Origin of the sequence: Glutamicibacter halophytocola (assembly GCF_001302565.1) — a bacterium.
GTDB classification, from domain to species: domain Bacteria; phylum Actinomycetota; class Actinomycetes; order Actinomycetales; family Micrococcaceae; genus Glutamicibacter; species Glutamicibacter halophytocola.
Window position 1 is genome coordinate 481,064 of the sequence record NZ_CP012750.1, and the last position, 23,490, is coordinate 504,553.

A 23,490-nucleotide genomic window follows, 5' to 3' on the forward strand; every position below is an offset into this window, starting at 1 on the left:
ATGAGACGATGAACGTAGAAATAGCAATTCAAAACCCTGAAGATCTCGACACCCAGCGGCTGTACGCGTTGCTCAAATTGCGTACCCACGTTTTTATTGTCGAGCAGCGTTCGTCCTACCCGGATTTGGATGGCTTGGACCTTGCCGAGGGTACGGTGCATCTGAGCGCATGGGAAGACGGGGAATTGCTGTGCACCGTGCGCATCCTTGACGTTCACGGGGAGGACCCGCATATTGGACGGGTTGCCACAAAGCTTGAAGCCCGCGGCCGCGGGGTGGCTGGAATGCTGATGGAACGAGCGGTGGACATGTGCCGAACCGACGCCCGGATTCACCTTGGCGCGCAAACCCAGCTGGAAGGCTGGTACGGAAAGTTCGGCTTTGAACGCTGCGGCGAAGACTTTGACGACGATGGAATCATGCATCTGCCAATGATCAGAAAAGTAGTGGCAGCTTCGGCCTAAATACGAAAAGTGGGCATCGTTGTCCCGCCGCACGGCGGGACAACGATGCCCACAGCTTTATAGTCTTGGCTACTTAGCGGCCGGCTGGCCCTGTGGATCCGGCTTGCCAGCGTAGTAGCTTGCCAAGACCTGATCCTTGAGCTCGAAGAAGGTGCCATCCTCCAGTGCCTGGCGGGCAGATTCAACCAAGCCGACAGTGAAGTGCTCGTTGTGGATGGAAATCAGGGTGTGGCTGAGCAGTTCCTTGCCCTTGTACAAGTGGTGAATGTACGCGCGGGTGAAGTTCTGGCAGGTGTAGCAATCGCAGCCTTCCACCAGAGGGGTGAAATCGCGCTTGTAGCGGGCGCCTGAAAGATTGAAGCGGCCCCACGGCGTGTAGAAAGCGGAGTTGCGGGCCACGCGAGTAGGGGAGACGCAGTCAAAAGTGTCTGCACCGTTTTCAATGGCCGTAAAGATGTCATCAGGCTCGGAAATGCCCAGCAGGTGGCGAGGCTTGTCCTCCGGAAGCTCCTCGGCGCACCAGCCAACGATGGTTCCAAGATTTTCCTTCTCCAAGGCGCCGCCGATGCCAAAACCATCGAAGGCCATGGCCCCAAGATCCTGGCAGGCCTTGCGACGGAGATCCTCGTACTGCGCACCCTGGATCACGCCGAACAGGGCCTGGTATTCCTTGCCTTCGCGGGAATCGGTCAGCGCGAAGTGCTCGGCGATGCAGCGCTCAGCCCAGCGGCGGGTGCGCTCCAAGGACTCAACCTGGTAGCCACGCGAATTCTGCAAGGTGGTCAGCTCGTCAAAGGCGAACATGATGTCCGCGCCGATCTGGTGCTGGACCCCCATGGATATTTCTGGCGAGAAACGATGCTTGGTGCCATCAAGGTGGGATTTGAACCAGACGCCGTCCTCGTCTACGTTGGCCAGGCGTTCCTTACCCGGCGCTACCGCGTCATCCGGGCCTGACTGGTCAACGGACTTCATATCGATGACCTTCTTGAAACCGGAGCCCAAGGACATCACCTGGAATCCGCCGGAGTCGGTGAAGGTAGGACCATGCCAGCCCATGAACTTGCCCAGCCCGCCGGCCTCATCGAGGATATCCGCACCCGGCTGCAGGTACAGGTGGTAGGCGTTGGACAAGACCGCCTGGGCTCCGAGCTCTTCAACCTGGGCCGGGGTCACTGCCTTGACGGTAGCCTTGGTGCCCACCGCGATGAACGCAGGTGTTTTGATCTCGCCGTGCGGCGTGCGGATTACACCGGTGCGGCCCAGCATGGGGGAGCCGTCGGGTGCGGTGAGCCGGGTTCCGACCTCAAATCCGAATTCTTCCTGGCGGGCATGTGGGGCGCTGGGGTCAAAGTTCTTTTCGGGCACGTACCAAGTGTGCCGTATTAACGCGTCGGTGAGGAAAACGACAGTGCCAATGTGCCCGCATACCTAGCCCCTCACAAGGCAATGAGCGAATAATGGGAGATGTGCGTTGTGTCCAACGCGACGGAAGGAAACTGTGGGCCTGGAGAAACTGAAGGAATCAACCAAAGCGCTGATCACGCTCGGCCCGGCCCGCAATGACCACTGGATTGGGTTGCGCACCGGCATCGGCATCTTTGCGCCGCTCATCACCCTTTTTGCCATCGACCGGTTGGACCTCGTGGTCTTCGCCGTCTTCGGCGCCTTCACCGGTGTCTACGGCCGAGTTGATGGCTATTGGAACCGCCTGCGGATGCAGATTCGCTCGGGGCTATTGTTCTTTGTCGTCATCGCAGTGGCCCTGTCCGCCTCATATTGGTGGATTGACCATGAAAATCCAGAGGTGATGAAGTGGCAGATTGTCGGTGCAACCACCCTGGTCGCCGGCATCTGCTCGGTGCTTGTTGGCTTAATGCGATTGCGCCCCGGCGGTTCCCTGTTCCACATCTTCGCTTTTGCGGCCATTGCCTCGATCCCCCATCCGGCGCCGATGGGCGAAGCCCTGCTGGTGGCTGCACTGACCATCTTGCTGGCCTTGGTCATTGGGTCGGCAGGAGCCCTGGGGCAGTGGGCCAATCTCTGGCAGAGGACCCCCTTGCCGCCGCTTTCCGACAACGTGCGCAAGGCGATCTGGTGGGAAGGGCTGTTTTACATACTTTCGGCCGGGGTGGCCGGAATTCTTGCCAATACCGTGGGATCCCAGCTATCGGCTGGCCACAACTATTGGGCCATGGTGGCCGCGGTGGTGCCGCTGGTTGGACACACCACCAGATTGCGAATCCGCCGTGGTGTGCACCGTGTGCTTGGCACCCTGGTGGGCATGATCTTGATGGCGCTGCTGATCTGGCTCAATCCGCAGGTTTGGATCTTATTGGCCGTGATCGCAGTCTGCCAATTCCTGGCCGAGTTGCTGGTGATGCGCAATTACTTCCTGGCACAGGTCTTCATTACGCCGATGGCGCTGGTGGGAATATCCCTGGGGACCGGGCTCAGTGGCGCAGTGATGTACGACCGTGTGGTCGAAACCCTGATCGGCTGCGCCGTGGGCATGCTCGGCGTGCTCTTGGGAAGCTGGTTCGGCCTGGTCCTCAAGCGCAAGCAGGGCCTGCTTCCCAAGAGCGGAAGCTGAACTTAGATATTCACGCCTACGTGGGCTAATGCCTGGCGGAGAATATTTTCACGGCCGCCGGCAAACTCGCCCTGGATGTCGGAGCTCAACGCCTCCGCAGGCGAAAGCCAGGTCAGTTCAAGCGCGTCTTGGCGCGGAGAGGACTCGCCTCGCACCGGGACGATGTAGCACATGGATACCGCGTGCTGGCGGTCATCGGTCAGGCCCGTTTCGCTCGGAGCCGGGAAGTACTCCGCCACGGTGAATGGAACCGGGGAAGCAGGGAGCTGCGGCAGCACCAAGGTGCCCAGATCCTTTTCGATGTGCCGAATCAGGGCAGCGCGAATTGTTTCGCGGTACATCACGCGTCCGGAAACGAAGGTTCGCAGCATGCGCCCGTCGTCGTCGCCGGTCAGCAGAAGCCCTACTTCATTCACGTAGCCCAGCGGGTCGAGGCGAACTGGAATCGCTTCAACGTAGAGCATTGGCAGGCGCTGGCGCGCCTCATAGAGATCTTCATCAGAAAGCCATCCGGGATAAGGATCTGGGGTGCGCACGTTCATGCTTCTATCTTCGTACACAAACCCCATTTGATCCATGAAGCTGTATCTGTGTTGCGTAACTCACCAATTGGCTGCCAGCGCGCTCTAGTGCCGCTGGAGTTCTCCGGATAAAATTGATTGAGCTATCCCAATCCCTTGCCTGTGCGTTCAATGCGGGCCTCGGAAAGCACATCCCCTTTTCAATTACTCGTGGAAGCAGAATTCTGCCGTGACGAACGCTCCAGAACGACTGAGCAAAAAGAACTTCACCACGATTGCGGTGCTGATCGTATCCAGCTTCGTGGTCATCTTGAACGAGACCATCATGAACGTGGCCTTGCCCGTTCTGATGCATGAATTCAACGTCACCCCGGACGCCATCCAGTGGCTGTCTACGATCTTCATGCTCACCATGGCAGTGGTCATTCCAATGACCGGATTCCTGCTGCAACGGCTGAGCGTGCGCAATGTATTTGTGCTGGCCATCGGCCTGTTCACCCTGGGCACCATCCTGGCCGCTGCGGCACCGGGGCTCACCGTCCTTCTGGTCGCCCGCGTGATCCAGGCCTGCGGTACCGCCATCATGATGCCGTTGCTGATGACCACCATCTTGCACCTTGTCCCGGCCGAACGCCGTGGTGTGCTGATGGGCAACGTGTCCATCGTGATCTCGGTGGCTCCGGCCATCGGCCCCACGCTGTCCGGGCTGATCTTGCAGTACCTGTCCTGGCGCTTCATGTTCATCGTGATCATCCCGATCGCGATCGCTGCCCTGGTCATCGGCACCCCGCGCTTGTCCACCGAGGTGGACGGCGCATCCACCCCGTTGTCGGCGGCTTCGGTCATCCTGGCCATCCCTGCCTTCGGCGGCTTGGTCTTCGGCCTGAGCCGGCTGTCCGCGGGGGTCAGCCCGGTCAACATTGGCATCCTGGTCATTGCACTGCTGTGCCTGGCCGCCTTTGTCTTCCTGCAACTGCGGTTGCAGAAGGAAGACAAGGCCCTGCTGGATCTGCGGCCGCTGAACTTCAAGGACTTCACGCTCTCGCTGTTGCTGATGATGTTCGCGATGATCTCCCTGTTCGGTGTCATCATCCTGCTGCCGATGTTCTTCACCAATGTGCTGGGGATCGAAACCTTGACCACCGGCCTGATCATGCTTCCCGGCGGTTTGCTCATGGGCATCATGGCTCCGATGGTTGGCAAATTGTACGACCGCGTAGGTGCTCGCCCGCTGATCGTTCCGGGTGCCATCATCCTGCTGGCTTCCCTGCTGGGCTATGCGCTGATCCTGGATGAAAGCACCCCCATCTGGTTGCTGGTCGTGCTGCACCTGGTGATGAGCTTGGGACTGGCGTTCATCTTCACCCCGGCGTTCACCACCGCGCTGAACCCGCTGCCGCACCACCTGCACTCGCATGGTTCGGCACTGCTTTCCACCCTGCAGCAGCTGGCCGGCGCCATGGGCACCGCGCTGCTCGTAGGCGTGGTTGCATCGACCACCGCCTCAAGGCTGGCCTCGGGCAGCGACCAGGTGACCGCTGCAGTGGACGGCTTCCAGCCTGGCTTCTTGATCGGTGCCGGCTGCAGCGTCGGCATTATCATCATCGGGTTCCTGCTTGGCGGCAAAAAGGACCTGGTGAGCCTCGACGCCCAACCAGCTGCGGCTGAAAAGCACTAATTCGATTCTGGGCTCAAAAATTGCTGGATGTTCTTGCCGAACATCCAGCAATTTTTTGTCTCTGGACCTTTGGGCTGCTTTTGCCGCAGCTGGCACGGCAGTAGGCTGGCGGATAAGTGTACTGACTACAAAGGGGTAAGCATGCAGTTGCAGGATTCGGTCGCGCTGGTCACCGGCGGACTTTCGGGCTTGGGCCGGGCCACCGCCCAGAGACTCGCCGCCACGGCCAAGCACGTTCTCGTGGTGGATCTTCCTCGCGATGACGGCGATGAAATCGCGGCGCAGATCGGATCAAACGTCCGCTATGCCCCGGCCGACGTCACCGACCCGCAGCAGGTCGCCACCGCGATCGAGCGGTGCAAGGAACTTGGCGTGCTGCGCGTTGTCGTCAATTGCGCCGGAGTTGCTACCCCGGGCAAGGTGCTGGGCCGCGACGGCGTTTTGCCGCTGGAACGCTTCTCCAAGGTGCTGGATATCAACGTGAATGGCACCTTCAACGTACTGCGCCTCGCCGCCGAATCCATGGTGCACAGTGAAGCGCTGACCGACAACAATGGGACGACCGAACGCGGAGTCATCGTGAATACCGCCTCGGTGGCGGCCTTCGATGGACAGATCGGACAACCTGCCTATGCCGCCTCCAAGGGCGCTGTGGCAGCAATGACCTTGCCCTTGGCTCGCGAGCTGGCCAGCCACCAGATCAGGGTGATGACCATTGCGCCGGGCATTTTCCACACCCCGATGATGGATTCCCTGCCGCAGGCGGCACAGGATTCCCTCGGGGCGCAGGTGCCGCACCCCTCGCGCCTGGGACGCCCGGACGAGTATGCGGCCCTGGTGGAGCATATCGTGGCCAACCCGATGCTCAACGGCGAAACCATCCGCCTGGACGGCGCCATCCGCATGGCCCCTCGCTAGGAACCACGCGGCGGCAGGCCCTAGAATTCCACGGGCTTGCCGCGCTGGGCCCGATGTTCTGCGTGGCTGATCCGGAACCGGCGGTTTTCGGCCATCAGGAATACCAGCAAGGACATCAGAATGCAGATCGCGCTCACCCACAATGCGGTCGCCTCCGAGAGCCACCCGTTGATGGCCGCGGCAATCATGGCGATGCCAAAACCGCTGGCCAGGGCGTGTCGCCCGCGCCCGGTATGCGCAAATCCGGCGGCTGCCAAGGACACCGCAGCAGTTGCCAGGGAAACCTGCAAGGAATGGCTGAGATCGTTCCAGCCTGCCACGGCAAACCAGAGGTGCAGCGTGTACGCCATGGAAAAACCAGCAAGGAAACTCAGTGGCGCATCACCAAGCCAGCGTTCGGCCTTGGTGCGTGCCGTCAGCCGATTCAGCTGGTGAACCCCCACCAGGGACAAGAGCGAAGCGAGCGTAGCGACTATTGCCGCAGCGGCCGGAAGGAATCCAGCCGCAAGGACGATCGCGCAGGCGCACAAGGCAGCGGCACTGATCGCATAAAGGCTGGCCACTCGCTGGCGGCGGGCCGAGCGCTGATCCTTGCGGAGCGAAAACACGGCGCTAGCGAGCAAGAAGACTGCCGCAGCTGGCCAGATCACCGCCGGAACCGCGCTGCTGTCAAGCAGGCTAATGCGATCGCGCCCGTTCATGGAGGAAGAAAACACCAGCGAAGTAATGAGCAATAGCAAGGATGCCGCCGCCAATAGGCAGCCGCGAATCATGTCGAACGGCTCAACCTCGGGATTGGGACGGTGATCCGGAGCCGGGTAGGGCAGCACGGACTCGTGCTCGGCGGAGTGCGCGGGCGCGGCCTGCTGGCCGGACTCCATCAGTGAATTGAGCGGTGGGGTCGGATGCTGCTCGGACATGATGCTGGAGTCCCTAACGATTGCTGAGTTATCAGCAACAGCCTAGGGTACTTCGCTGGCGAACAGAAACCCCGGCTAGGCCGCCGGAGCTTCGGCGAGCTGCTGCGCCGAGCTGAAACTGCGCTCAATTCCGCTCAGCGGGTCGGTGAAGGAAATGGTGTGCGCCAGCAGCTGGAGCGGGCGCTGATAATCATCCGGAGCCAAATCCCATAAGCGCGGGTAAAAGGCATCATTGATAATCCCCAGGCCCAGGGAGGCGAGGTGAACGCGCAACTGGTGGGTCTTGCCCGAATGCGGCTTGAGATCCATCAACGCGACCTCCAAACCTGCATGGTGGCCGGCGCTATAGCCCACGGATTCAACATCAATAAAGGTCTTCGCGTTCGGTGCGCCGTCCTCGACGATGGATCGCAACTGGCCTTTGACCTTGGACATCCGATTTTCGTAAATCAGGGGCATCTGGCCAAGCAGATCATGCAATTGGGTTGTGTCCTTGACCAGCGAGTGTTCGCCGTTGGGCTGGAGAACCCGGCCAGTTTCCAGCCCGGGGCCGGGCTGCAGTGCAACGACGGCCTTGTAGCGCTTGCTGATTTCACGGCGTTCAAAAAGCATTTGGTAGGCGCCACGGGTTTCCGGGTTGACCGCAAAAAGAATCACGCCAGCGGTGGCCCGATCCAGCCGATGCATCGGCACAAGATCATCGATGCCGGTCTGGTTGCGCAGGCGCACCAAAGCCGATTCCTGGATGAACCGGCCACCGGGGGTGGTTGGCAAAAAATGCGGCTTATCAACTACCAGCAGGTGCTCATCCTGATGCAGGATCTTGGCCTCAAAAGGTATCGGCGTTTCTACCGGAAGCGAACGATAGTACCAAATGAACTCATGCTCACCCATGGGAGTCTGCCGGTCTAGCGGCACTCCTCCGAGGCCGACAATTTCTTGGTTGTCGAAGCGCCGCAGGATGCCTTCGGGGTCCACATGGCCGAAGCGCTCCAGGAGATATTCGGCGACGGTGGCCCACGCTCCATTGTGTGGAAGGCGCAATCGGGTTGCATTAACACCATTGCGAACGGGGAGCGGGGATTCCATAGCCATAAGGGCTATTCTTTCATCCCGGCGCCAGGACTTCAGACCGCCGGCTGGCAATGCGGGCACCAATAGCAATCCCGCTCGGCGCCTTCTGGGGTGGAAGGAATCTTGAGCATGGCGATGGGGCCGCCGCAGCGGAGGCAAGGTTTTCCGGCACGCCCATAAACCCAGAGAGGTTCCCGGGTTCGTTCTTGGCCGGTGGTGACGCGCCGTGGCCGGTCCTTATTAATTGTCAGAAGCCGATGAGCCAGATTCACCACTGCCAGCAGATCAGCGATCTGCCCGACTTCAACCAGCGGATGCAAACGGCGGAGGAACAGGATCTCGCAACGGTACACATTCCCCACGCCGGCCATGATCCGTTGATCCAATAATGCTTGGCCGATGCCTTGGCGCGGATTGCGGCGCAGGTTGTCTGCGGCAAGCTCCGGGTCCCAATCCGCACCCAGCAGATCAGGGCCCAAATGGCCGATGAGGTCGTTTTCCTGCTCGGTGGGCACCAAACGCACCTGCGCAATATCGAAGCCCACGGCCGTCACCGCAGGGGTCTTGAGCACTACGCGTGCGGTGTGAGCCGGTTTCTTCCAGCGTTCGTTGTCCGCATACAGATCCCAACGGCCTTCCATGAGCAAATGCGAATGCAAGGTCAGCGGCTTAGCGGCGAACCCGGAGGACCCAGCAGCAGGGGGACGCAATCGCATCAGCAGATGCTTGCCGGCCGGAACTACTTCATGCACTGAATAATCCGTGAGATCTGTTGTCGCCAAGGCTGGAACTCGAAAGTCCGAGGACAACAGTGTTTGCCCTGCCAGCGCCTGATGAAGCCGGGCAGTGGCACGATAGACGGAATCCCCTTCGGGCATGAGAGCTCTTCTTTCTGCCGGTCAATCAGCGCCGGAAACGAATGCCTTGCGGCGTTGAATAGAATCCCGCGGCCAATAGTGCGATTCCCACCGGATGGTCCAGGACTGGTTGTCCGTCCACGGTAGCGATGGCGATTTTCTCCACCTTGGCCGTGCGCAAAGCTGCCACCAAATGCGTGGCAATAATGTTCCACGACTCTTCAGCCAACTGGGCAAAGGTCAACACGGTGCGACCGCCGCGCTCCAGATAGAAGCACAGCTGGCCATCCAGCAAGCCCACAATGGCCCCGGCTTTGCGCCCGGGGCGGTGCCCGGTTTGCGTGGCTGGCCAGCCCAGCGCCGCACCGTAGGGATTCGCCGGGTCGGTCGACGCAAGCACCTGGGCCACAGGCTGCCGGCGCGGGTCATCGGAAAGCTGATAAGCGCGCAAACGGTCAATGGTGGTGGAAGTGGAAAACTGGGCGGCCCCCAGTTTTTCGACGAAATAGCCCCGCCGCGCATGACCGGCTTCTTCCAGCTTGGACAGGATCCGGTAGAGCTGGCCGAAACCTCCGGGCACTGCTTCGGCCGCGACCGAGCCGCGGGTGAGCACTCCGTAGCGTTCCAGCATGATCTCGGCTGTGGCATGGGCTGAAATGGTTGGATCTGCCACCGGCTGGGGGAGCAGCGACCATCGTGCGGAACCACGCGGGCCACGCATGGGGGATCCCCCGTGGTCCTGGGCCAAGCGGTTGAGACCCGAGAGGCGATTGAGCCTGGCAGCCCGAGCCCGCGGCGCCGGCTTGGCAATCTTGTGCGCAGTGCTTCCGCCCGCCAGGTAACCGCGAATCGGTGCCAGAGTGTCGGGAGAAATGAAACCCGCCCAGAAAAGCCGCCAGCATGACTCCGCAATATCGACGGCGCTCACTGGAGGCTTATCGGGATGGTGGATCCGGGCGGCGAGCTCCTCGGCAAAGTAGGCGCCTGTTGATTCAAAGGCTTCGAGCACGCGCAGATCCAGTGCCTGCAAATCGCTGGAATCAGGTGCTGGCAGGGAGAGCGCGGCGTGTTCGGCGGTATGCAATGACAACCAGCCATCCTTGCCTCCGGCCGCACCGGCACCGCACACCAGGACATCTCCTGCACTGCACAGCTCATCCAGCCAAGAGCTCTGGTACCCCTTGAGCCGGGCAGGAAGAATGAAGGATTCCAGCGCCGAGGCAGGCACCTCGGCCCCGGCCAGCTGGGCGACGACTTCATAGAGGCCGTCAGCGCCGCTGAGCGTTGAGCCCACCTGCTGCCAAGCAGGAAGGAACCGGGCGTAGGTGTTCTGGTCAACTGGCTCCACTTCGGCGCGGAGGGCGGCCAAGGACCTGGTGCGGATGGTGCGCAGCACCTGGACATCGCAGTATTCATCACCGCTAATGCCTTCGGGAACAAGTTCCACCGGGCGGAACGCGCCGACCGACAGCCGGCCGGCGGCTACCAATTGGTCGAGTATGGGCCGCAGCACCGCAACGCCGAGTGAAAGCTCGGCGGCAATTTCAGTGAGCGTAAACGGAACATGGGTGCGGGCGAAGCGCGAGATGAGGTCCTGGATGGGGTCCGTCGCTGGCTCCAGGAATGCGGCAGGAATTCCTGTGGGCAACGGGGTGCCCAGGGCATCACGCAACTTGCCGGCATCCTCGATCGCCGCGTAGGCCAAGGACCCGCCGTGGCGCAGGGTAAAGGCCCGCCGGGTGGCAACCAGGGCCTCGGCATGTTCCCGGGCCATTGCTGGGTCCAGCGGCGCGCTGTCATCATTCGGATCACGCAGCCGAGTGGCCAGCTGTTCAATAGCCAACGGGCCCAACAAGCGCAGCAGGTCGGCTGCGCCTTCCATGCCGGCCAGGCGCCGGTTTTCCGCCCGGTACTGCAACTGTTCCTGCAACCCGGTGATGACCTGAGGATCCAGGATTTCACGCACATCATTGCGGCCTAGCAATTCACCAAGCAGCACCGGGTCCAGGCTCAGCGCTGCCGCGCGGCGCTCAGCCAGCGGTGCGTCGGATTCGTAGAGGAACTGTGCAACATAGCCGAAGAGCAGGGACTGGGCGAAAGGCGAAGGCAGCTCGGTGGTGACTTCCACCAGCCGGATCGCGCGCGACGAGACCTTGGACAGAATCGAAGACAGGGCCGGCAGATCATAAACGTCGTTCAGGCATTCGCGCACGGTTTCAAGGATGATCGGGAAGTCCGGGTAATTCCGGGCGACATCAAGCAGCTGGCTGGCCCGCTGGCGTTGCTGCCACAAGGGGGTGCGCTTGCTTGGATTGATCCGGGGCAGCAGCAAGGCTCTTGCCGCGCACTCGCGGAAACGGGAGGCGAACAATGCAGAATTCGCCACCTGCGAGGTGACCACGTCGATGATTTCATCGGCTTCAAAAGCAAAAAGGTCTGCTCCCGGTGCTTGGTCATCCATGGCCGGAATGCGCAGCACAATGCCATCATCGGCGGCCATCGCCGAAGCATCCAGTCCCCAGCGTTCGCGCACCCGCGCACCCACGGCCAGTGCCCACGGGGCATGGACAGCCAGGCCGAAGGGCGAATGCAGGATGACCCGCCAATCGCCGAGCTCATCGTGGAAACGCTCGATCACGAAGTTCTGGTGGTTGGGCACCTGGCCGGTGGCCCGGCGCTGCTCTCCCAGATAGTTCAAGAGGTTATTGGCGGCGAAGTCATCCAGTCCGCCGGTGCGCAAAACCGCAGATGCCTCGGTGCGTTCGCTGGCCAGCAAGCTGGTGGTGAATTCGCCCAGGGCCGAGCCAAGTTCCACCGGGCGGCCCAGCCCATCGCCGTGCCAGAACGGCAGCTTTCCGGGTTGGCCGAAGGCCGGGGTGACCAGCACGCGGTCATGGGTGATGTCTTCGATGCGCCAGCTGGTCGCGCCCAGGGCAAAAACGTCCCCGACCCGCGACTCGTAGACCATTTCCTCGTCCAGCTCGCCCACGCGCTTGGGAGCCTTGTCATCCTCGGCGCCGGCGAGGAAGACGCCGAAGAGCCCGCGGTCCGGGATGGTGCCGCCGGAAATGACCGCGAGGCGTTGCGCCCCGGGGCGGGCGCTGAGCGTGCCGGCATCGCGATCCCAGATCAGCCGTGGTTTGAGGGTGGCGAATTCATCCGAGGGGTATTTGCCCGAGAGCATGTCCAAGGTGGCCATATAGGCGCTGCGCGGAAGCTGCTCATAGGGCGCGCACCGGCGTACCGTCTCGAACCACTTCTCGACTTCCAGGTCTTCCATGGCCACCGCGGCCAGGGTCTGCTGGGCCAGCACATCCAGCGGGTTGGCCGGGATGACCATCTTCTCGATGGATCCTTGGCGCATTCGCGTGACCACCAGCGCGGTGGAGAGCAGATCCGCACGGTGCTTGGGGAAGAAGATGCCCTGGGAGACCGAACCTACCTGGTGCCCGGCACGGCCTACACGCTGCAGTCCGGAGGAGACGGAATTGGGGGATTCGACTTGGATGACCAGATCCACCAGGCCCATGTCGATGCCTAGTTCCAGCGAGCTGGTGGCCACCACCGCACGCAGGTTGCCCAGCTTCAGATCCTCTTCGATCTGGGCGCGCGCGTCCTTGGAGACCGAGCCGTGGTGGGCACGGGCCAGCAGGGGTGCTTCCGGATTTGAGGCCGCGGTAGAGCCGGCCTGGGCCATCATCGCCGCCGGGGTCGAGGTGGAAGCATCTTCGGTGCTGAATCCCTCGCGCTCGGCATAGATCTCGTTGAGCCGCCCGGTGAGGCGCTCGGCCAGCCGGCGGGAGTTGGCGAAGATGATGGTGGAATGGTTTTCCAGCACCAGATCCACCAGCTGGTTTTCGACGTGGGGCCAAATGCTCGCCGAGGCGGCAGGAGAGGATCCCGGTCCAAGATCGTGGGCGCCGGCAGCCGAAGGCAGATCGGTCATGTCCTCCACGGGGACGCGCACGGCTAGTTCCCACTTCTTGGTGGAGGGCGGACGCACGATATTCACCGGGGCAGACCCTGCCAGGAAGCGGGCGACCTCTTCGGGCGGTTCCACCGTGGCTGAGAGCCCGATGCGCTGGGCCGGGGCGGGCAGCAGCGCATCGAGGCGTTCCAAGGACAAGGCCAAATGGGTGCCGCGCTTGGTATTGGCGATGGCGTGGACCTCGTCGATGATGACCGTATGCACCTGGGCCAAGGTTTTTCGTGCCTGGCTGGTGAGCATCAAGTACAGGGACTCGGGCGTGGTGATCAGGATTTCGGGCGGGTCCTTGAGCAGCTTGCGCCGGTCATTAGCCGGGGTGTCTCCCGAGCGCACGCCCACCGAAACCGAAGGCTGGGACAGTCCCATCTCGTGCGCGGTGGCGCGGATGCCGGCCAGCGGGGAGCGCAGGTTGCGCTCAACGTCCACCCCGAGGGCTTTCAGCGGAGAAATATAGAGGACTTTGGTGCCATTGCCTGCCGGGTGATCGGCATCGGATTCCATTCCCGGCAATGCTGGAGCATCGAGTTCTGCATGATGCAGCCGGTCCAGGGCCCAGAGGAATGCGGCCAGGGTTTTGCCGGAGCCGGTCGGCGCAATGACCAGGGTGTGCTTCCCGTCGGAGATGGATTCCCAGGCTCCGCTCTGCGCAACCGTGGGCGCAGAGAAGACATCGGTGAACCACTTGCGGGTGGCCGCGCCAAACCGGGAAAGCACATCACTCATGGAATCGATACTACGTTCTCGGCAGGACAGTTCGAGAACGGCATTCCTGCGAACGCTGGGTATTGGCAGACCCAGCGCATTTTGGCTTCTGGCGCAGAAGTTCCTGCACAGGGTTTTTCCCGGGCCGAGCCTGCCCTTCGCCGGAGGCACCTTGGGCTCTTCCTGCAGCACTTCCTAATGGGACGCGGTCATATTTCGGCGTTCGAATCGTGGAGAGGTAGCGTTGAAGGATGCTCGAGCTAGTGCGTGCAACAGGCATCGATAGTGCAGAAGTTTCAGAGTTCCTGCGCATCGCTGACCTCACGCTGAGCGGGCTTGATTCACCGAATGTGCATTTGTGGATCTTGCGGGATGCAACAACGGACCGCATTGTCGCCACCACTGGATTTGAAAGCAGCGAAGACGGCCTGCATGCACTAATCCGAAGCGTCGCGGTGGCTCCCGAGCTGCGCGGCGGCGGCATCGGATTGGAACTTGCACAATTTGCGATGGATCGAGCTGTCGAAGCTGGAGCAAAACAAGCGTGGCTGTTTAGCCGCAGGTCCGGTCCGTTTTGGCAGAAAGCTGGATTCAGTTCAGCAGACACGAAGGATCTTGCCGTGGCCCTGGCTTCGACGCACCAGGTGCAACTCTTTGCTGAAACAGGCCAGCTTGAACGTGAGGTTGCCTGGAGCCGGCAGCTCTAGGGGAATCACTTCGGCACAGAATCGCACTCGAACTCAAACCCAATGTGTCGGCGGCCTGCGGGCAATGAACCGCGTATCTCACGTTCGGATACCGGTTGTACCGCAACGGAATTGGCCGGGAATTCTACGAGGATGCTTAGCGAGCATTGCTGACTCAAGAATGGCCGGATATGAATTCCTATGAGGAAGCAAAATCCCGCGTGAATAAAGTAGTTATTGTCCGGGCCAGAACGTTCAGCATCGCGACCAGGTGATCTCATCAAGACTCAGGCGTTCTCGACTGGTACCGGGCGCTTCTACTTCATCTGCGCAGGGGTCTGCGGTACCGAACGCGGTTATCGACGTTACCTCCCAGTGAGATGGCACGGCGAAGTCCGAGCCGATTCCGTCGCGGTCAAAGGCGCGGAACTGATGAGCCGCCAAGCCCATCGATAGGCCTTGAACTGTCATATGAGCGACTGCCTGTCCAAGGTCGTAGCGCGCAAACTCTGAATACTCCCAATCTTCAGTGCCTTCAACGAAGATATGTGCCAGATTCACTACCAGCAGCGAAGCGCTCGGAGCCCACAGAGATGAACTACGCGCCAAACGGCGCAGTATTTGCTCATGGTTTGCATCGCCTCGTCGAGCAACAATGAATTTCCAGGGCTGTGAATTTCCAGCCGACGGCGCACGTCGAGCCGCTTCCAACAGCACGTCGATTTCGATGCTTGTCACAGTGGATTCGGGGTCGAATTGCACTGGGCTGAAACGGCCTGCTAACGCTGGGTGCAGGGCTGGATCGGCCGGGACGGGGCATTTGTTCATGTTCTTCATTCTCCAGCAGCTCATAGCCTGGGCGGCGAAGCTATCGAGTGGTACTCCCGCCGCAAGGCCGCTACGCGATACCACCTGGTCAACGTGGATTTAGTTGAGATAACGGCAGTGGTAGGCACTGGCGTTGATTCTTGTTCTTGGTGTTTGGCAAGGTCGAACGCGCAAGATCATCGACCGCCACGTAGTGTCCGCTCAGCGTTTTTTCGAGAGCCGAAGATCCAACCCGCTGCGAACTTGGGGCCACTCAGAGGCAATAATCGAGAAATAGACGGTGTCTCGAAGTGAACCATCGGCCATACGGCTTGTTGAACGCAAGACGCCATCCTGTTTTGCACCCAGACGGGCAATTGCGGCTCTGGACTGCATATTCATCCAGTGCGTGCTGAAGGCCACGGCGACGCATTCCAGGGTTTCAAATGCGTGGGCCAGCAGCAGCCGCTTGCTATCGGGATTAGTTCCCGTTCCTTGCACGCTGGCTGCATTCCAAGTGTAGCCGATCTCCAAGCGTGGCAGCTCAGCGTCAATGTCGCAGTACGTGGTCATCCCGATGATCTTTCCGGGTTCACCAGTCACTGGATCATTCAGCCGTGTCGTGAAGGGAAGCATGGATCCGGCTTCTTGCATTGATAAGCGACGCTGGATTTCGCTGCGCATTTCTTCGGGACGGGGCACAGCGGTGTACCAAAGATTCCAAAGTTCACCATCGCAGGCGGCATCGACAAGCCCGTCATGATGGTTCTCGCTTAGCGGTTCGAGAGTGACATATTTTCCGCGCAGGGTTACTGGATTGAGCCTAGCCATAACCTCACTTTAGCTTCCCTGTGCTCCAACCGTGCCTGTGCAGTTTCGGGGCCCCGCTCCGCAGGCAGTGGCAATGATCTTTCGCCCGTGAGCCAGGTTTCAGCGACCGTCAAGACGGCAGGACTTGTTGATCCTGGCTCGGGATGGACTCTGACTTTTAAACATGGCCACCTGTCCGCGGATGGCGGTGCCTTTACCTAATTTGCGGTAATTTCCCGAAGCGCGGCTACGTGGCCAACATAGGCTCGACGGCCAGCCGTGGTTAGCGATACTCTCACGTGGCTGCGGCCCAGTTTCGTGAACCGTTCAATATCAACGTAACCGGCGTCGCCCAGTTGCTTCAGGTGCTTGCTGAGCACCGAGTCAGCGACGCCCAGATTCTGTTTGAGATGCGCGAATTCTGCCCAGTCAACCGGGGCAAGGCTCGCACATATCCGCAACCGTAATGGCGCGTGGATCAATTCATCAAATTGGGCTTTGCTAGTTGGCCTGGTCATTGCCGTCCTCGACGCGAGCCCTGTTATAGGCGGCCTGCATCTTGGTCACCAAAAACATGGCACTGATGAACGTGACAAGAATCTTCGCAAGAACTTCATCCACCTGGGTTGCTTCCCAGAACCTGAGGCAATTGATCAGCAGAATGCAGAGAAAGAAGTATCCTGCGTAAGCGCCCGTCAGAAGATGCGGGCTATTGATCAATGAACGCGGCTTGGCTCGACCACGCTGGGCCAAGGCATACCAGGCAATCAATGGAAGATAGAGCAACACGAGCCAATAAGCCCGGGGTGGATAGGCCTGGCACAACGTGAAGACGAAAGCTGAGACTGCGATAACGCTGGTGAGCAATCCACGCGGATTCCCGGACGCTTTGACCATCTGCCTTGAATCGTGTGCGACAGATAGCAGCAGCTTGGCTGCGCGCTCTTGGTCCCTGCGATCTTCTGGCGAATCCATGATGCCTACTTTCCGTTACGGAAAGTCTCGTCTTTCCGCAATGGAAAGTCAACAATTCGGTTTACACGTGGTGGTATTTTCCGCCGGCCAAGATGTCCTGCGCACGGTAGAGCTGCTCGGTCAATATCAAGCGCACCAGCTGATGCGGGAAGACCAGCTTGGACAAGGACCAGGTGAAGTCGGCCCGGGAATGCACCGTGGGATCCACGCCGTAGGCGCCGCCAATAATGATCACGACATTGCGTGAAGCATCGATGGGTGCGCGTAGCTTGTTTGCCAATGCCGGGGAGTCCACGTTTTTGCCACGCTCATCAAGCAACACTACGAAGTCGCGATCATCAATCTTCGCCAGGATGCGTGCGGACTCTTCGGTGCGGGCAGCGTCGTTCTCGCGCGATGAGTGGTTGAGCAGCTGCCAGGTGAGGTTAAACGGCTTCTTGAGCCGCTTCTCGTAGCGGGAAATTCCCTCATCGACCCACGACTCATGTTTCTTGCCTACTGCCAGCACCTTGATTGTCATGCTTCCATTGTTCCGCATTCCCCGGTTGGTTGCTTTGGATCAGGCACCGATACGATGGAGGATATGAGAAACCCCAGACCACTTCCGCAAGGCAAACAACCAAGCGGCGTGCAGGTGCTCTGGATGATCTTTGGCATCGTCACCGCGATCTTCTATTTCACCCGGCGGGTGCTGGTCTCATTGCATGCAGGCGGATGGGCCACAGACCTGGATGCACCTGCCTATCAATGGGTCTTGAACAACCAGTCGCCGGCCCTTTTTGCGGTCTCCGATTTTTTGTACTTCTGGGGATCAACGCCGGGCATGAGCATCATCATGGTGCTGATTACCGGGCTGCTGAGCTGGAAAACACGAAGCATCTGGCCATTTATTGCCGTGGCGCTGACCGCAGCGGTTTCTGTCGGACTGACCATTTTGCTCAAGGCCAGCCTGCAAGTGCACCGCCCGGAAGGCATTCCAGGCGGGCCGACGCCACCGCTGTCCTATTCGTTCCCCAGCGGCCATACGCTTAATTCCGCGGCGCTGATTGGCATCTCTGGCTACCTGGCCATCATTTACGGGCTGCGCCGCTACGCCTATCTCATCGCTATCGTGGCAACGTTGTTTGTTCTGGCCATGGGCGCATCGCGAATCTACATTGGGCACCATTGGGTTTCGGACGTGCTGGTGGGCTTGCTGATTGGAACCGCGTGGGCTGCCGTCGTCGCCATCCTGCACTACTTCTTCGTGCCGTGGCGCAGGGTTGCTAGCTCAGCACGCGGATCGGTGAACCGCTAGCCCAAGCTCGAATATCCTCCACAGCGTCCCGGTAGAACATCGAGAACTGCTCGATGGTTACGTAGCCAATATGCGGGGTTGCAATCACGCCACGGGTGCCCAGCAGTCGGTCCTTGGCCGGCAATGGCTCGGTGTCGAAAACATCGAGGGCCGCCAAGTAGAGTCGTTCGTTTTCAAGGGCTTCGATAAGTGCAGGAGTCTGCACGATTCGGCTGCGCGAAGTATTCACCAAAATGGATTCCGGCCGCATCCAGGCCAACTGCTTTGAGCCAATGACACCGGTGCTGCGCTCCGAGAGTTTCAGATGAATGGTCACGATGTCGCTGGTGGCAAAAAGCTCCGCCTCGGAGACCAATTCCACGCCGACCTCGGTGGCCCGAGCCTTCGTGAGGTTCTGGCTGTAGGCAATGACCCGCATGCCAAAAGCCAACCCGACCTTCGCCACCTTGGAACCCAAATTCCCCAGTCCATACACGCCAAGGGTTTTCCCCGCCAGGCCCATGCCGAAGCTCGTTTGCCACGGTTCGGCTTCGGAGCGAGGGGACTTCGAGGAAAAGAGCTCTACATCCAGCCTGCGGGCCGCAGCCAAGATCAATGCCCAGGTGTGTTCCACCGCGTCGGTGGGGACATAGCCGGTATGCGACACCACGACGCCGTGCTCGATGGCAGCTTCCAGATCGATGGCGCCATTGCGCCGTCCGGTGGTGACCAGCAGTTTCAACTGCGGCAACAGCTCGAACCGCGACGCGGGAAACGGCGTGCGCTCGCGCATAGCCACGATGACATCAAAGCCCTTCAGCGCAGCGCAGACAGCTGTGTCGTCATGTCCGAGGTGTTCGGTAAATACTGTCAGCTCGGCGTTGAGCTCGTTCGCCAGGCCTTCAAAATCTGCGAGGTCGGTAGCGACGTTCTGGTAGTCATCCAAAATGGCAATGCGCATGAGTTCATCCTAGGTGTTCCTGTGCCGTGGTGACCCTTTAGTTACTTCGTTGCCCGCCTTTAGGCAGCCGGAATGCACAACGGCGGCTGGCACCCAGGGCACCAGCCGCCGTTCACAGATTGGCTGCTAGTCGGTGACTTCGAATTCGAGCTTGTCGGTGAAGGAACGACCGTGGACATCCGTGGCCGTCACTTCAGCGGTGTGCGATCCGGTTTCCAGATCATCTGGCAGTTCAAGACGCCACAAATGGCTGGTCTTCTCAGGCAGTCCGCCGCCGTGGACAAACTGCTCGGCGATAGCCACCGGGTCAGAGTACTTGGCGCCAGTTCGTGCGGTTTCTCCGGTGAGCGATTGCGTGCGCGTTGACTTGACCGGGGCGTTTCCATCGATGGAAACCGCCACCGTGGAACCGGTGCTCCCCATCCAGAAGTTGGTGGTCAGCCAGGTGTCCTCGGCCAAGCCGCTGCGGCTCACCGACAACGGGTTCTCCAGCGCCTCGATGGTGCCGTATTCCTTGTCGACATTTTCCTTGTACCAATCACGGTAGGCAGGAGTGTTCAGGCCTACGGCCATCTGGTTGCTCTCATCACCGCCGGTTGGGGTGAAGCGCTCGGTGATCTTGGTGTTCTTGATGTCCAAGGTCAGCACCCCAGGAGGGGTGCCGTCTTGCTGGAGGGAGGTCGGGTAACCGGTCTCGGTGACTCGCCCGCCGTACCACTGGCCGGCAACTGCCGGAACCGTCAGGTGGGTGAAGGGCAGGCCATCCTCGCCGACTTCGTCCAGCCAGCCCTTCATCAGATCGCCTTCGCGAAGGTTTTCAGACATGTGGGTGTGGCCGCCCAGGGAGACCACTTCGCGGCCCTTGAGGATCTTGTAGATTTCCTTGACCTCTTTGGTGGTGTGCTCATCGTTGAAGAAGAATTCCAGCAATGGGCTGTGGCCGGCGAGGACGATGGCCTTGTTCTTCGGCACCTTGGCAATGTCTGCGCGCAACCATTCAAGCTGCTGCTTGCCGAGCTGGTAGGTGTAGTCGCTTCTCTTGGCAGGAACCTTGGTGGGGTACTCGATGGTGTTCAGGGCAACCACGTGGGTTTTGCCCGTGTCGTAGGAGTAGTACTCGGGGCCGAACTGGGCGCGGTAGGTATCAAATTCGTGCACGCCGTCGAGCGAGTCGAAGTCGATGTCGTGGTTCCCGGGAAGAAAACGAGCCGGGCCATTGAGCATGGAAGTCAGTTCGCGGGTCTGGGCGAACAAGGACAGGTCATTGCCGACGAGGTCGCCGATGAACAGCACCCCGCACCCGGTGTAGTCGGTGCGGGCAGCGAGGTCGGCGAAGGCGCCCTTGCGAGCGTATTCGACTTCCTGCTGGTTATAGGTCTGCACATCGGCGCCGATGGCGCAGCTCTGCTCAGGGGATTGGGTGGCTTCGCTGCGAGCCAGCGGGAAGTTCACGGCGTCTGGCAATTCGCCGGTGGGGGCAATGCCGCCGTATTTCAGCTTGGGGGAGCCGTCTGGCAGGTGAATGTAGGAGAACTGCGCGACGTTATTTTCGTCGACTGGCACCTGGAAGCCTCGTGGCTGGGTGACGAAGGCTGTCATGTTCTCAAAGGCAGGCAGTGCATAGCGGCCCTGCGAATCGGTGGTGACAACATCTCGGCCATTGGAAACGGTGACCTTGGGCAGTCCTGGCTCGTTGGCGTCCTGCTTGGAGTTCTTGTTGCGGTCCTCGAAAACGACGCCTTCCAGCGTCTTGCCTGCTGCTGGAGATTTTTTGCCGGCGGCACGGACCACCTGGACTGATCCCCGGTAGGCTGAGGAGTTCCAGTCCACGGCCGTCGTAGCTGCTGGTTCTGGATCGGGTGCGGAATTGGCGGCCGTGAGAGCGGCCGAAGCTGCCAGGACAACGAGTGTTCCTGCAGTGATGCGCAGCGGGGTGATGTGATTGGTTTTGCCGGGTCGAGCGAAGAATTTCACGTGCGTTCCTCCGGGGTGGTGGCAATCTGCCGGCCCTCTGGCCGGCCTTCGCCAACGCTGTCAATCTCAGATGAATAACAGCACCCGCTCAGGTAATGTTGAATTATCGATTCCGTAAATACTTACATGGTGTCTTGGGCGTATTTAGCAATCTATGACCAGGGAAAGCGGAGGTGACCATGGAGATTGTTGACGCACTGTTGCAAGGGCAGCGAGGGCGGCGACTGTTGTGGGAGTTCATGACGGTCGGCGAAGACGAATCGCAAACTGATTTTTCCCCGCATCCTTTGCACGAGGCGATGTACTACGCCTCAACCGGTATCGATGGCCTGCAGTATCGCGGGCTCGAATCATCCGACGTGATCGTTGAGATTGAGCGCACCGTGCGGGAAGGGGCAGAGAAGCTCGCCGAATTGCTTGAACGTACCGAACTTTTCGAAGTAAAGCATTGCATGTTGCAATCGGCATTGGAAAGTTCCGTCGACGCGGCGATGTACTGGCAACCACCGTATGGGCAAGAATTCGTCTTGGCATCCCCGATCCTCAGCGTCCAACTGGAGAGAATCGCAAAACACATAGCGGCTTCGGGGCAAATAGATTATTGGTTCGACCCGTTGGATATGGCAGCGCAGCACCGGGTGAATTTCGATATTGCGGGGTCTCTTGCCCCTGGTACGGATAAGAAGCGGACTGGTCTTGAATCATTGATCGCGTGGAAAGATCACGTGCTCCGAACCGAAATGCGTGATGCCCGGGAGAACCAGTCACTCCCTATAGGAAATTTCGGCGGTGAATGGTGGTCGGCGCCAAACATGTACCTAGAGGAAACGTGCGGAGAATTCGCTACGGCGCAACCCGTTGGTTTGATTTGCGTTGAAGACGGCTTCGGGTGGGAAAAAAGCAACCACAAGATTAGTAGACATACCCCCTAGCTCCAACGTTCTGGAAATTTCCTCAGCGGAGCATTGGGTCAAGCTCTGCCAAGATCACCCAATCGAGGTCACTGCACAGAAACGCCACGACTGGTATCACGTCACGGGCCGTGACGGTGCGTGGGTCATTCCAGATTGGCTAGCGGTAGCACGCAATTATGACGGGGTGCATCTGAGTATCGGCGCCTACCTCGCGCTCGCCGGACAATGCCTGCCGGTAGATGCTAAATTCGCTACGCTCATAGCCGGGTGGGACCCCGGCAAAACGTATTGGTTCATCGATGGCTTGCTCGAGAGCGAACCATCGCAATACTGGAAATGCGTGGATGCCAACAGCAATAATGCGCACTGGGTCTTGGACGAAGGCTCTAGGGGTTAACGCTCTGTCACGCTGGGGGCGATGTACTTGAACTCTGATCCAATGAGCTCATGAGCAATGAAGCAGCAAATGAATTGGCAGCCGCAACGGAAATAATGTTGCAGCTGCGCTGGTCGGATCAGGACGCCTTGGGGCATGTCAATAATGCCCGCATCGTCACGCTAATGGAAGAAGCGCGCATCCGCTGGACCCGGGAAGACGGGAAGGCAGGACGATTCGAATTCGGAACGGTCGTGGCTTCCATCCAGATCGACTACAAACGGCCACTGTACTACCAGTCTGAAATGCTGATCCGCATGGGAATCAGCCGAGTCGGCAACAAGTCGTTCACTGTGCGGGGCATCGGCTACCAGGACGGGCAACCGGTGTTCGATTCCACCACTGTCATGGTGCCGCTGGCCTCCGATGGCGTTTCCTCTCGGGCGCTCACCGAGCAGGAACGCAGCTGGCTGGAATCATCGCTGATTCCAGCCGCTGGCGCACGATCACGAAACTGAGCTGATCTTGTGGCTGCGCCTCAATGGCCAGCTGTCCGTTGAACGAGCCGCGAGAGCGGTACCTACTGCGCTGCGTACTCGTCCAGGACTTTTTTGCCGATTTTGAAGGCCACATTCGCGGCGGGCACGGAGCAGTAGATGGCGCACTGCAGGAAGACTTCCTTGATTTCCTCCGGGGTCATTCCATTGCGCAGGGCTGCATGCACATGCATTTCCAGCTCTTCCCAGTAGCCTCCGGCAATCATGGCGGTCAAGGTGATGGCGCTGCGCGTGGTGCGCGGCAATCCGTCACGGGTCCAGATGGTTCCCCACGCATAGCGGGTGATCATTTCCTGGAACTCGTCGGTGAACTCGTTCGAATTCTTGGTAGAGCGGTCAACGTGCTCGTTGCCAAGGACTTCGCGGCGCACGCTCATGCCCGCATCGTAGGTATCGCCTGGCAGGCGCTGGGAATCGGTCATGGAAGTACTGCCCTTTC

Annotated in this window: 22 protein-coding genes; 8 read left to right on the forward strand and 14 right to left on the reverse strand. The window is 60.0% G+C overall.

Annotation, left to right across the window (positions count from 1 at the left end):
- The first annotated feature begins 8 nt into the window (after positions 1–8).
- Positions 9–464, forward strand: coding sequence for a GNAT family N-acetyltransferase (locus AOZ07_RS02190; RefSeq protein ID WP_060700510.1), 456 nt, complete (start codon positions 9–11; stop codon positions 462–464).
- 69 nt (positions 465–533) lie between these two features.
- On the opposite strand, the gene tgt is transcribed toward AOZ07_RS02190, so the two are convergent.
- The gene (gene tgt, locus AOZ07_RS02195; RefSeq protein ID WP_060700511.1) at positions 534–1,832 is read right to left on the reverse strand and encodes a tRNA guanosine(34) transglycosylase Tgt; all 1,299 of its coding nucleotides are present in this window, start codon (positions 1,830–1,832) and stop codon (positions 534–536) included.
- Positions 1,833–1,965: 133 nt separating this feature from the next.
- Between tgt and AOZ07_RS02200 the strand changes: the two genes are divergently transcribed.
- The gene (locus AOZ07_RS02200) at positions 1,966–3,057 is read left to right on the forward strand and encodes an FUSC family protein (protein ID WP_236995244.1); all 1,092 of its coding nucleotides are present in this window, start codon (positions 1,966–1,968) and stop codon (positions 3,055–3,057) included.
- 2 nt (positions 3,058–3,059) lie between these two features.
- On the opposite strand, the gene AOZ07_RS02205 is transcribed toward AOZ07_RS02200, so the two are convergent.
- Positions 3,060–3,599 carry an NUDIX hydrolase family protein gene (locus AOZ07_RS02205; protein ID WP_060700512.1) on the reverse strand — a complete coding sequence of 180 codons (540 nt, stop codon included), beginning with the start codon at positions 3,597–3,599 and terminating at the stop codon, positions 3,060–3,062.
- Positions 3,600–3,807: 208 nt separating this feature from the next.
- On the opposite strand from AOZ07_RS02205, the gene AOZ07_RS02210 reads away from it, so the two are divergent.
- Together AOZ07_RS02210 and AOZ07_RS02215 are read left to right on the forward strand one after the other, a co-directional pair.
- The gene (locus AOZ07_RS02210; RefSeq protein ID WP_060700513.1) at positions 3,808–5,256 is read left to right on the forward strand and encodes an MDR family MFS transporter; all 1,449 of its coding nucleotides are present in this window, start codon (positions 3,808–3,810) and stop codon (positions 5,254–5,256) included.
- Between the two features lie 141 nt (positions 5,257–5,397).
- On the forward strand, positions 5,398–6,174 hold the full coding sequence (locus AOZ07_RS02215) for an SDR family NAD(P)-dependent oxidoreductase (protein ID WP_060700514.1): 777 nt from the start codon (positions 5,398–5,400) through the stop codon (positions 6,172–6,174).
- Positions 6,175–6,194: 20 nt separating this feature from the next.
- Here the strand turns inward: AOZ07_RS02215 and AOZ07_RS02220 are convergent, their stop codons facing one another.
- From AOZ07_RS02220 to AOZ07_RS02235, 4 genes are all read right to left on the reverse strand, one after another.
- Positions 6,195–7,094, reverse strand: coding sequence for a hypothetical protein (locus AOZ07_RS02220; RefSeq protein WP_060700515.1), 900 nt, complete (start codon positions 7,092–7,094; stop codon positions 6,195–6,197).
- A gap of 75 nt (positions 7,095–7,169) precedes the next feature.
- Positions 7,170–8,183 (reverse strand): pseudouridine synthase, encoded by a 1,014-nt coding sequence (locus AOZ07_RS02225; RefSeq protein ID WP_060703266.1) that lies wholly within the window; start codon positions 8,181–8,183, stop codon positions 7,170–7,172.
- 38 nt (positions 8,184–8,221) lie between these two features.
- Positions 8,222–9,046 carry a DNA-formamidopyrimidine glycosylase family protein gene (locus AOZ07_RS02230; protein WP_060700516.1) on the reverse strand — a complete coding sequence of 275 codons (825 nt, stop codon included), beginning with the start codon at positions 9,044–9,046 and terminating at the stop codon, positions 8,222–8,224.
- A 25-nt stretch (positions 9,047–9,071) separates the two neighbouring features.
- Positions 9,072–13,736 carry an ATP-dependent helicase gene (locus tag AOZ07_RS02235; RefSeq protein ID WP_060700517.1) on the reverse strand — a complete coding sequence of 1,555 codons (4,665 nt, stop codon included), beginning with the start codon at positions 13,734–13,736 and terminating at the stop codon, positions 9,072–9,074.
- A gap of 230 nt (positions 13,737–13,966) precedes the next feature.
- On the opposite strand from AOZ07_RS02235, the gene AOZ07_RS02240 reads away from it, so the two are divergent.
- A complete protein-coding gene (locus tag AOZ07_RS02240; protein ID WP_060700518.1) occupies positions 13,967–14,422 on the forward strand; it encodes a GNAT family N-acetyltransferase in 456 nt (151 codons plus the stop codon).
- Between the two features lie 234 nt (positions 14,423–14,656).
- Here AOZ07_RS02240 and AOZ07_RS02245 read toward each other — a convergent pair whose 3' ends face one another.
- The 5 genes from AOZ07_RS02245 to rlmH form a co-directional block, all read right to left on the reverse strand.
- The gene (locus AOZ07_RS02245; protein ID WP_236995245.1) at positions 14,657–15,238 is read right to left on the reverse strand and encodes a nitroreductase family protein; all 582 of its coding nucleotides are present in this window, start codon (positions 15,236–15,238) and stop codon (positions 14,657–14,659) included.
- A gap of 192 nt (positions 15,239–15,430) precedes the next feature.
- Entirely contained in the window at positions 15,431–16,039 is a 609-nt protein-coding gene (locus AOZ07_RS02250) for a GNAT family N-acetyltransferase (RefSeq protein WP_060700519.1), read from the reverse strand.
- A 197-nt stretch (positions 16,040–16,236) separates the two neighbouring features.
- Complete coding sequence (locus AOZ07_RS18050; protein ID WP_075972397.1) at positions 16,237–16,536, reverse strand: transcriptional regulator; 300 nt, start codon at positions 16,534–16,536, stop codon at positions 16,237–16,239.
- On the reverse strand, positions 16,520–16,993 hold the full coding sequence (locus tag AOZ07_RS02255) for a hypothetical protein (protein ID WP_060700520.1): 474 nt from the start codon (positions 16,991–16,993) through the stop codon (positions 16,520–16,522). The genes AOZ07_RS18050 and AOZ07_RS02255 overlap by 17 nt, the downstream gene beginning before the upstream one ends.
- Positions 16,994–17,054: 61 nt before the next feature.
- Positions 17,055–17,513 (reverse strand): 23S rRNA (pseudouridine(1915)-N(3))-methyltransferase RlmH, encoded by a 459-nt coding sequence (gene rlmH / locus AOZ07_RS02260; RefSeq protein ID WP_171919581.1) that lies wholly within the window; start codon positions 17,511–17,513, stop codon positions 17,055–17,057.
- 63 nt (positions 17,514–17,576) lie between these two features.
- Between rlmH and AOZ07_RS02265 the strand changes: the two genes are divergently transcribed.
- Complete coding sequence (locus AOZ07_RS02265; RefSeq protein WP_171919580.1) at positions 17,577–18,290, forward strand: phosphatase PAP2 family protein; 714 nt, start codon at positions 17,577–17,579, stop codon at positions 18,288–18,290.
- Here the strand turns inward: AOZ07_RS02265 and AOZ07_RS02270 are convergent.
- Both AOZ07_RS02270 and AOZ07_RS02275 read right to left on the reverse strand, forming a co-directional pair.
- Positions 18,259–19,230: a D-2-hydroxyacid dehydrogenase family protein gene (locus AOZ07_RS02270; RefSeq protein WP_060700522.1), complete on the reverse strand. Its 972-nt coding sequence runs from the start codon at positions 19,228–19,230 to the stop codon at positions 18,259–18,261. The genes AOZ07_RS02265 and AOZ07_RS02270 overlap by 32 nt on opposite strands.
- 126 nt (positions 19,231–19,356) lie before the next feature.
- Positions 19,357–21,204 (reverse strand): calcineurin-like phosphoesterase C-terminal domain-containing protein, encoded by a 1,848-nt coding sequence (locus AOZ07_RS02275; RefSeq protein ID WP_060700523.1) that lies wholly within the window; start codon positions 21,202–21,204, stop codon positions 19,357–19,359.
- A 179-nt stretch (positions 21,205–21,383) separates the two neighbouring features.
- On the opposite strand from AOZ07_RS02275, the gene AOZ07_RS02280 reads away from it, so the two are divergent.
- Complete coding sequence (locus tag AOZ07_RS02280) at positions 21,384–22,136, forward strand: hypothetical protein (protein WP_194943756.1); 753 nt, start codon at positions 21,384–21,386, stop codon at positions 22,134–22,136.
- 429 nt (positions 22,137–22,565) lie between these two features.
- Positions 22,566–23,012, forward strand: coding sequence for an acyl-CoA thioesterase (locus AOZ07_RS02290; protein WP_060700526.1), 447 nt, complete (start codon positions 22,566–22,568; stop codon positions 23,010–23,012).
- 62 nt (positions 23,013–23,074) lie between these two features.
- Here AOZ07_RS02290 and pcaC read toward each other — a convergent pair whose 3' ends face one another.
- Positions 23,075–23,473, reverse strand: coding sequence for a 4-carboxymuconolactone decarboxylase (gene pcaC, locus AOZ07_RS02295; RefSeq protein ID WP_060700527.1), 399 nt, complete (start codon positions 23,471–23,473; stop codon positions 23,075–23,077).
- Positions 23,474–23,490 lie beyond the last annotated feature (17 nt).

Excerpts from the sequence above, each read along its gene's own strand:
- AOZ07_RS02190 (WP_060700510.1), top strand. The coding sequence starts at position 9 with ATGAACGTAGAAATAGCAATTCAAAACCCTGAAGATCTCGACACCCAG.
- AOZ07_RS02205 (WP_060700512.1), bottom strand. The coding sequence starts at position 3,599 with ATGAACGTGCGCACCCCAGATCCTTATCCCGGATGGCTTTCTGATGAA.
- AOZ07_RS02215 (WP_060700514.1), top strand. The coding sequence starts at position 5,398 with ATGCAGTTGCAGGATTCGGTCGCGCTGGTCACCGGCGGACTTTCGGGC.
- AOZ07_RS02220 (WP_060700515.1), bottom strand. The coding sequence starts at position 7,094 with ATGTCCGAGCAGCATCCGACCCCACCGCTCAATTCACTGATGGAGTCC.
- AOZ07_RS02225 (WP_060703266.1), bottom strand. The coding sequence starts at position 8,183 with ATGGAATCCCCGCTCCCCGTTCGCAATGGTGTTAATGCAACCCGATTG.
- AOZ07_RS02230 (WP_060700516.1), bottom strand. The coding sequence starts at position 9,046 with ATGCCCGAAGGGGATTCCGTCTATCGTGCCACTGCCCGGCTTCATCAG.
- AOZ07_RS02235 (WP_060700517.1), bottom strand. The coding sequence starts at position 13,736 with ATGAGTGATGTGCTTTCCCGGTTTGGCGCGGCCACCCGCAAGTGGTTC.
- AOZ07_RS02240 (WP_060700518.1), top strand. The coding sequence starts at position 13,967 with ATGCTCGAGCTAGTGCGTGCAACAGGCATCGATAGTGCAGAAGTTTCA.
- AOZ07_RS02245 (WP_236995245.1), bottom strand. The coding sequence starts at position 15,238 with ATGAAGAACATGAACAAATGCCCCGTCCCGGCCGATCCAGCCCTGCAC.
- AOZ07_RS02250 (WP_060700519.1), bottom strand. The coding sequence starts at position 16,039 with ATGGCTAGGCTCAATCCAGTAACCCTGCGCGGAAAATATGTCACTCTC.
- AOZ07_RS18050 (WP_075972397.1), bottom strand. The coding sequence starts at position 16,536 with ATGACCAGGCCAACTAGCAAAGCCCAATTTGATGAATTGATCCACGCG.
- AOZ07_RS02255 (WP_060700520.1), bottom strand. The coding sequence starts at position 16,993 with ATGGATTCGCCAGAAGATCGCAGGGACCAAGAGCGCGCAGCCAAGCTG.
- rlmH (WP_171919581.1), bottom strand. The coding sequence starts at position 17,513 with ATGACAATCAAGGTGCTGGCAGTAGGCAAGAAACATGAGTCGTGGGTC.
- AOZ07_RS02265 (WP_171919580.1), top strand. The coding sequence starts at position 17,577 with ATGAGAAACCCCAGACCACTTCCGCAAGGCAAACAACCAAGCGGCGTG.
- AOZ07_RS02270 (WP_060700522.1), bottom strand. The coding sequence starts at position 19,230 with ATGCGCATTGCCATTTTGGATGACTACCAGAACGTCGCTACCGACCTC.
- AOZ07_RS02280 (WP_194943756.1), top strand. The coding sequence starts at position 21,384 with ATGGAGATTGTTGACGCACTGTTGCAAGGGCAGCGAGGGCGGCGACTG.
- AOZ07_RS02290 (WP_060700526.1), top strand. The coding sequence starts at position 22,566 with ATGAGCAATGAAGCAGCAAATGAATTGGCAGCCGCAACGGAAATAATG.
- pcaC (WP_060700527.1), bottom strand. The coding sequence starts at position 23,473 with ATGACCGATTCCCAGCGCCTGCCAGGCGATACCTACGATGCGGGCATG.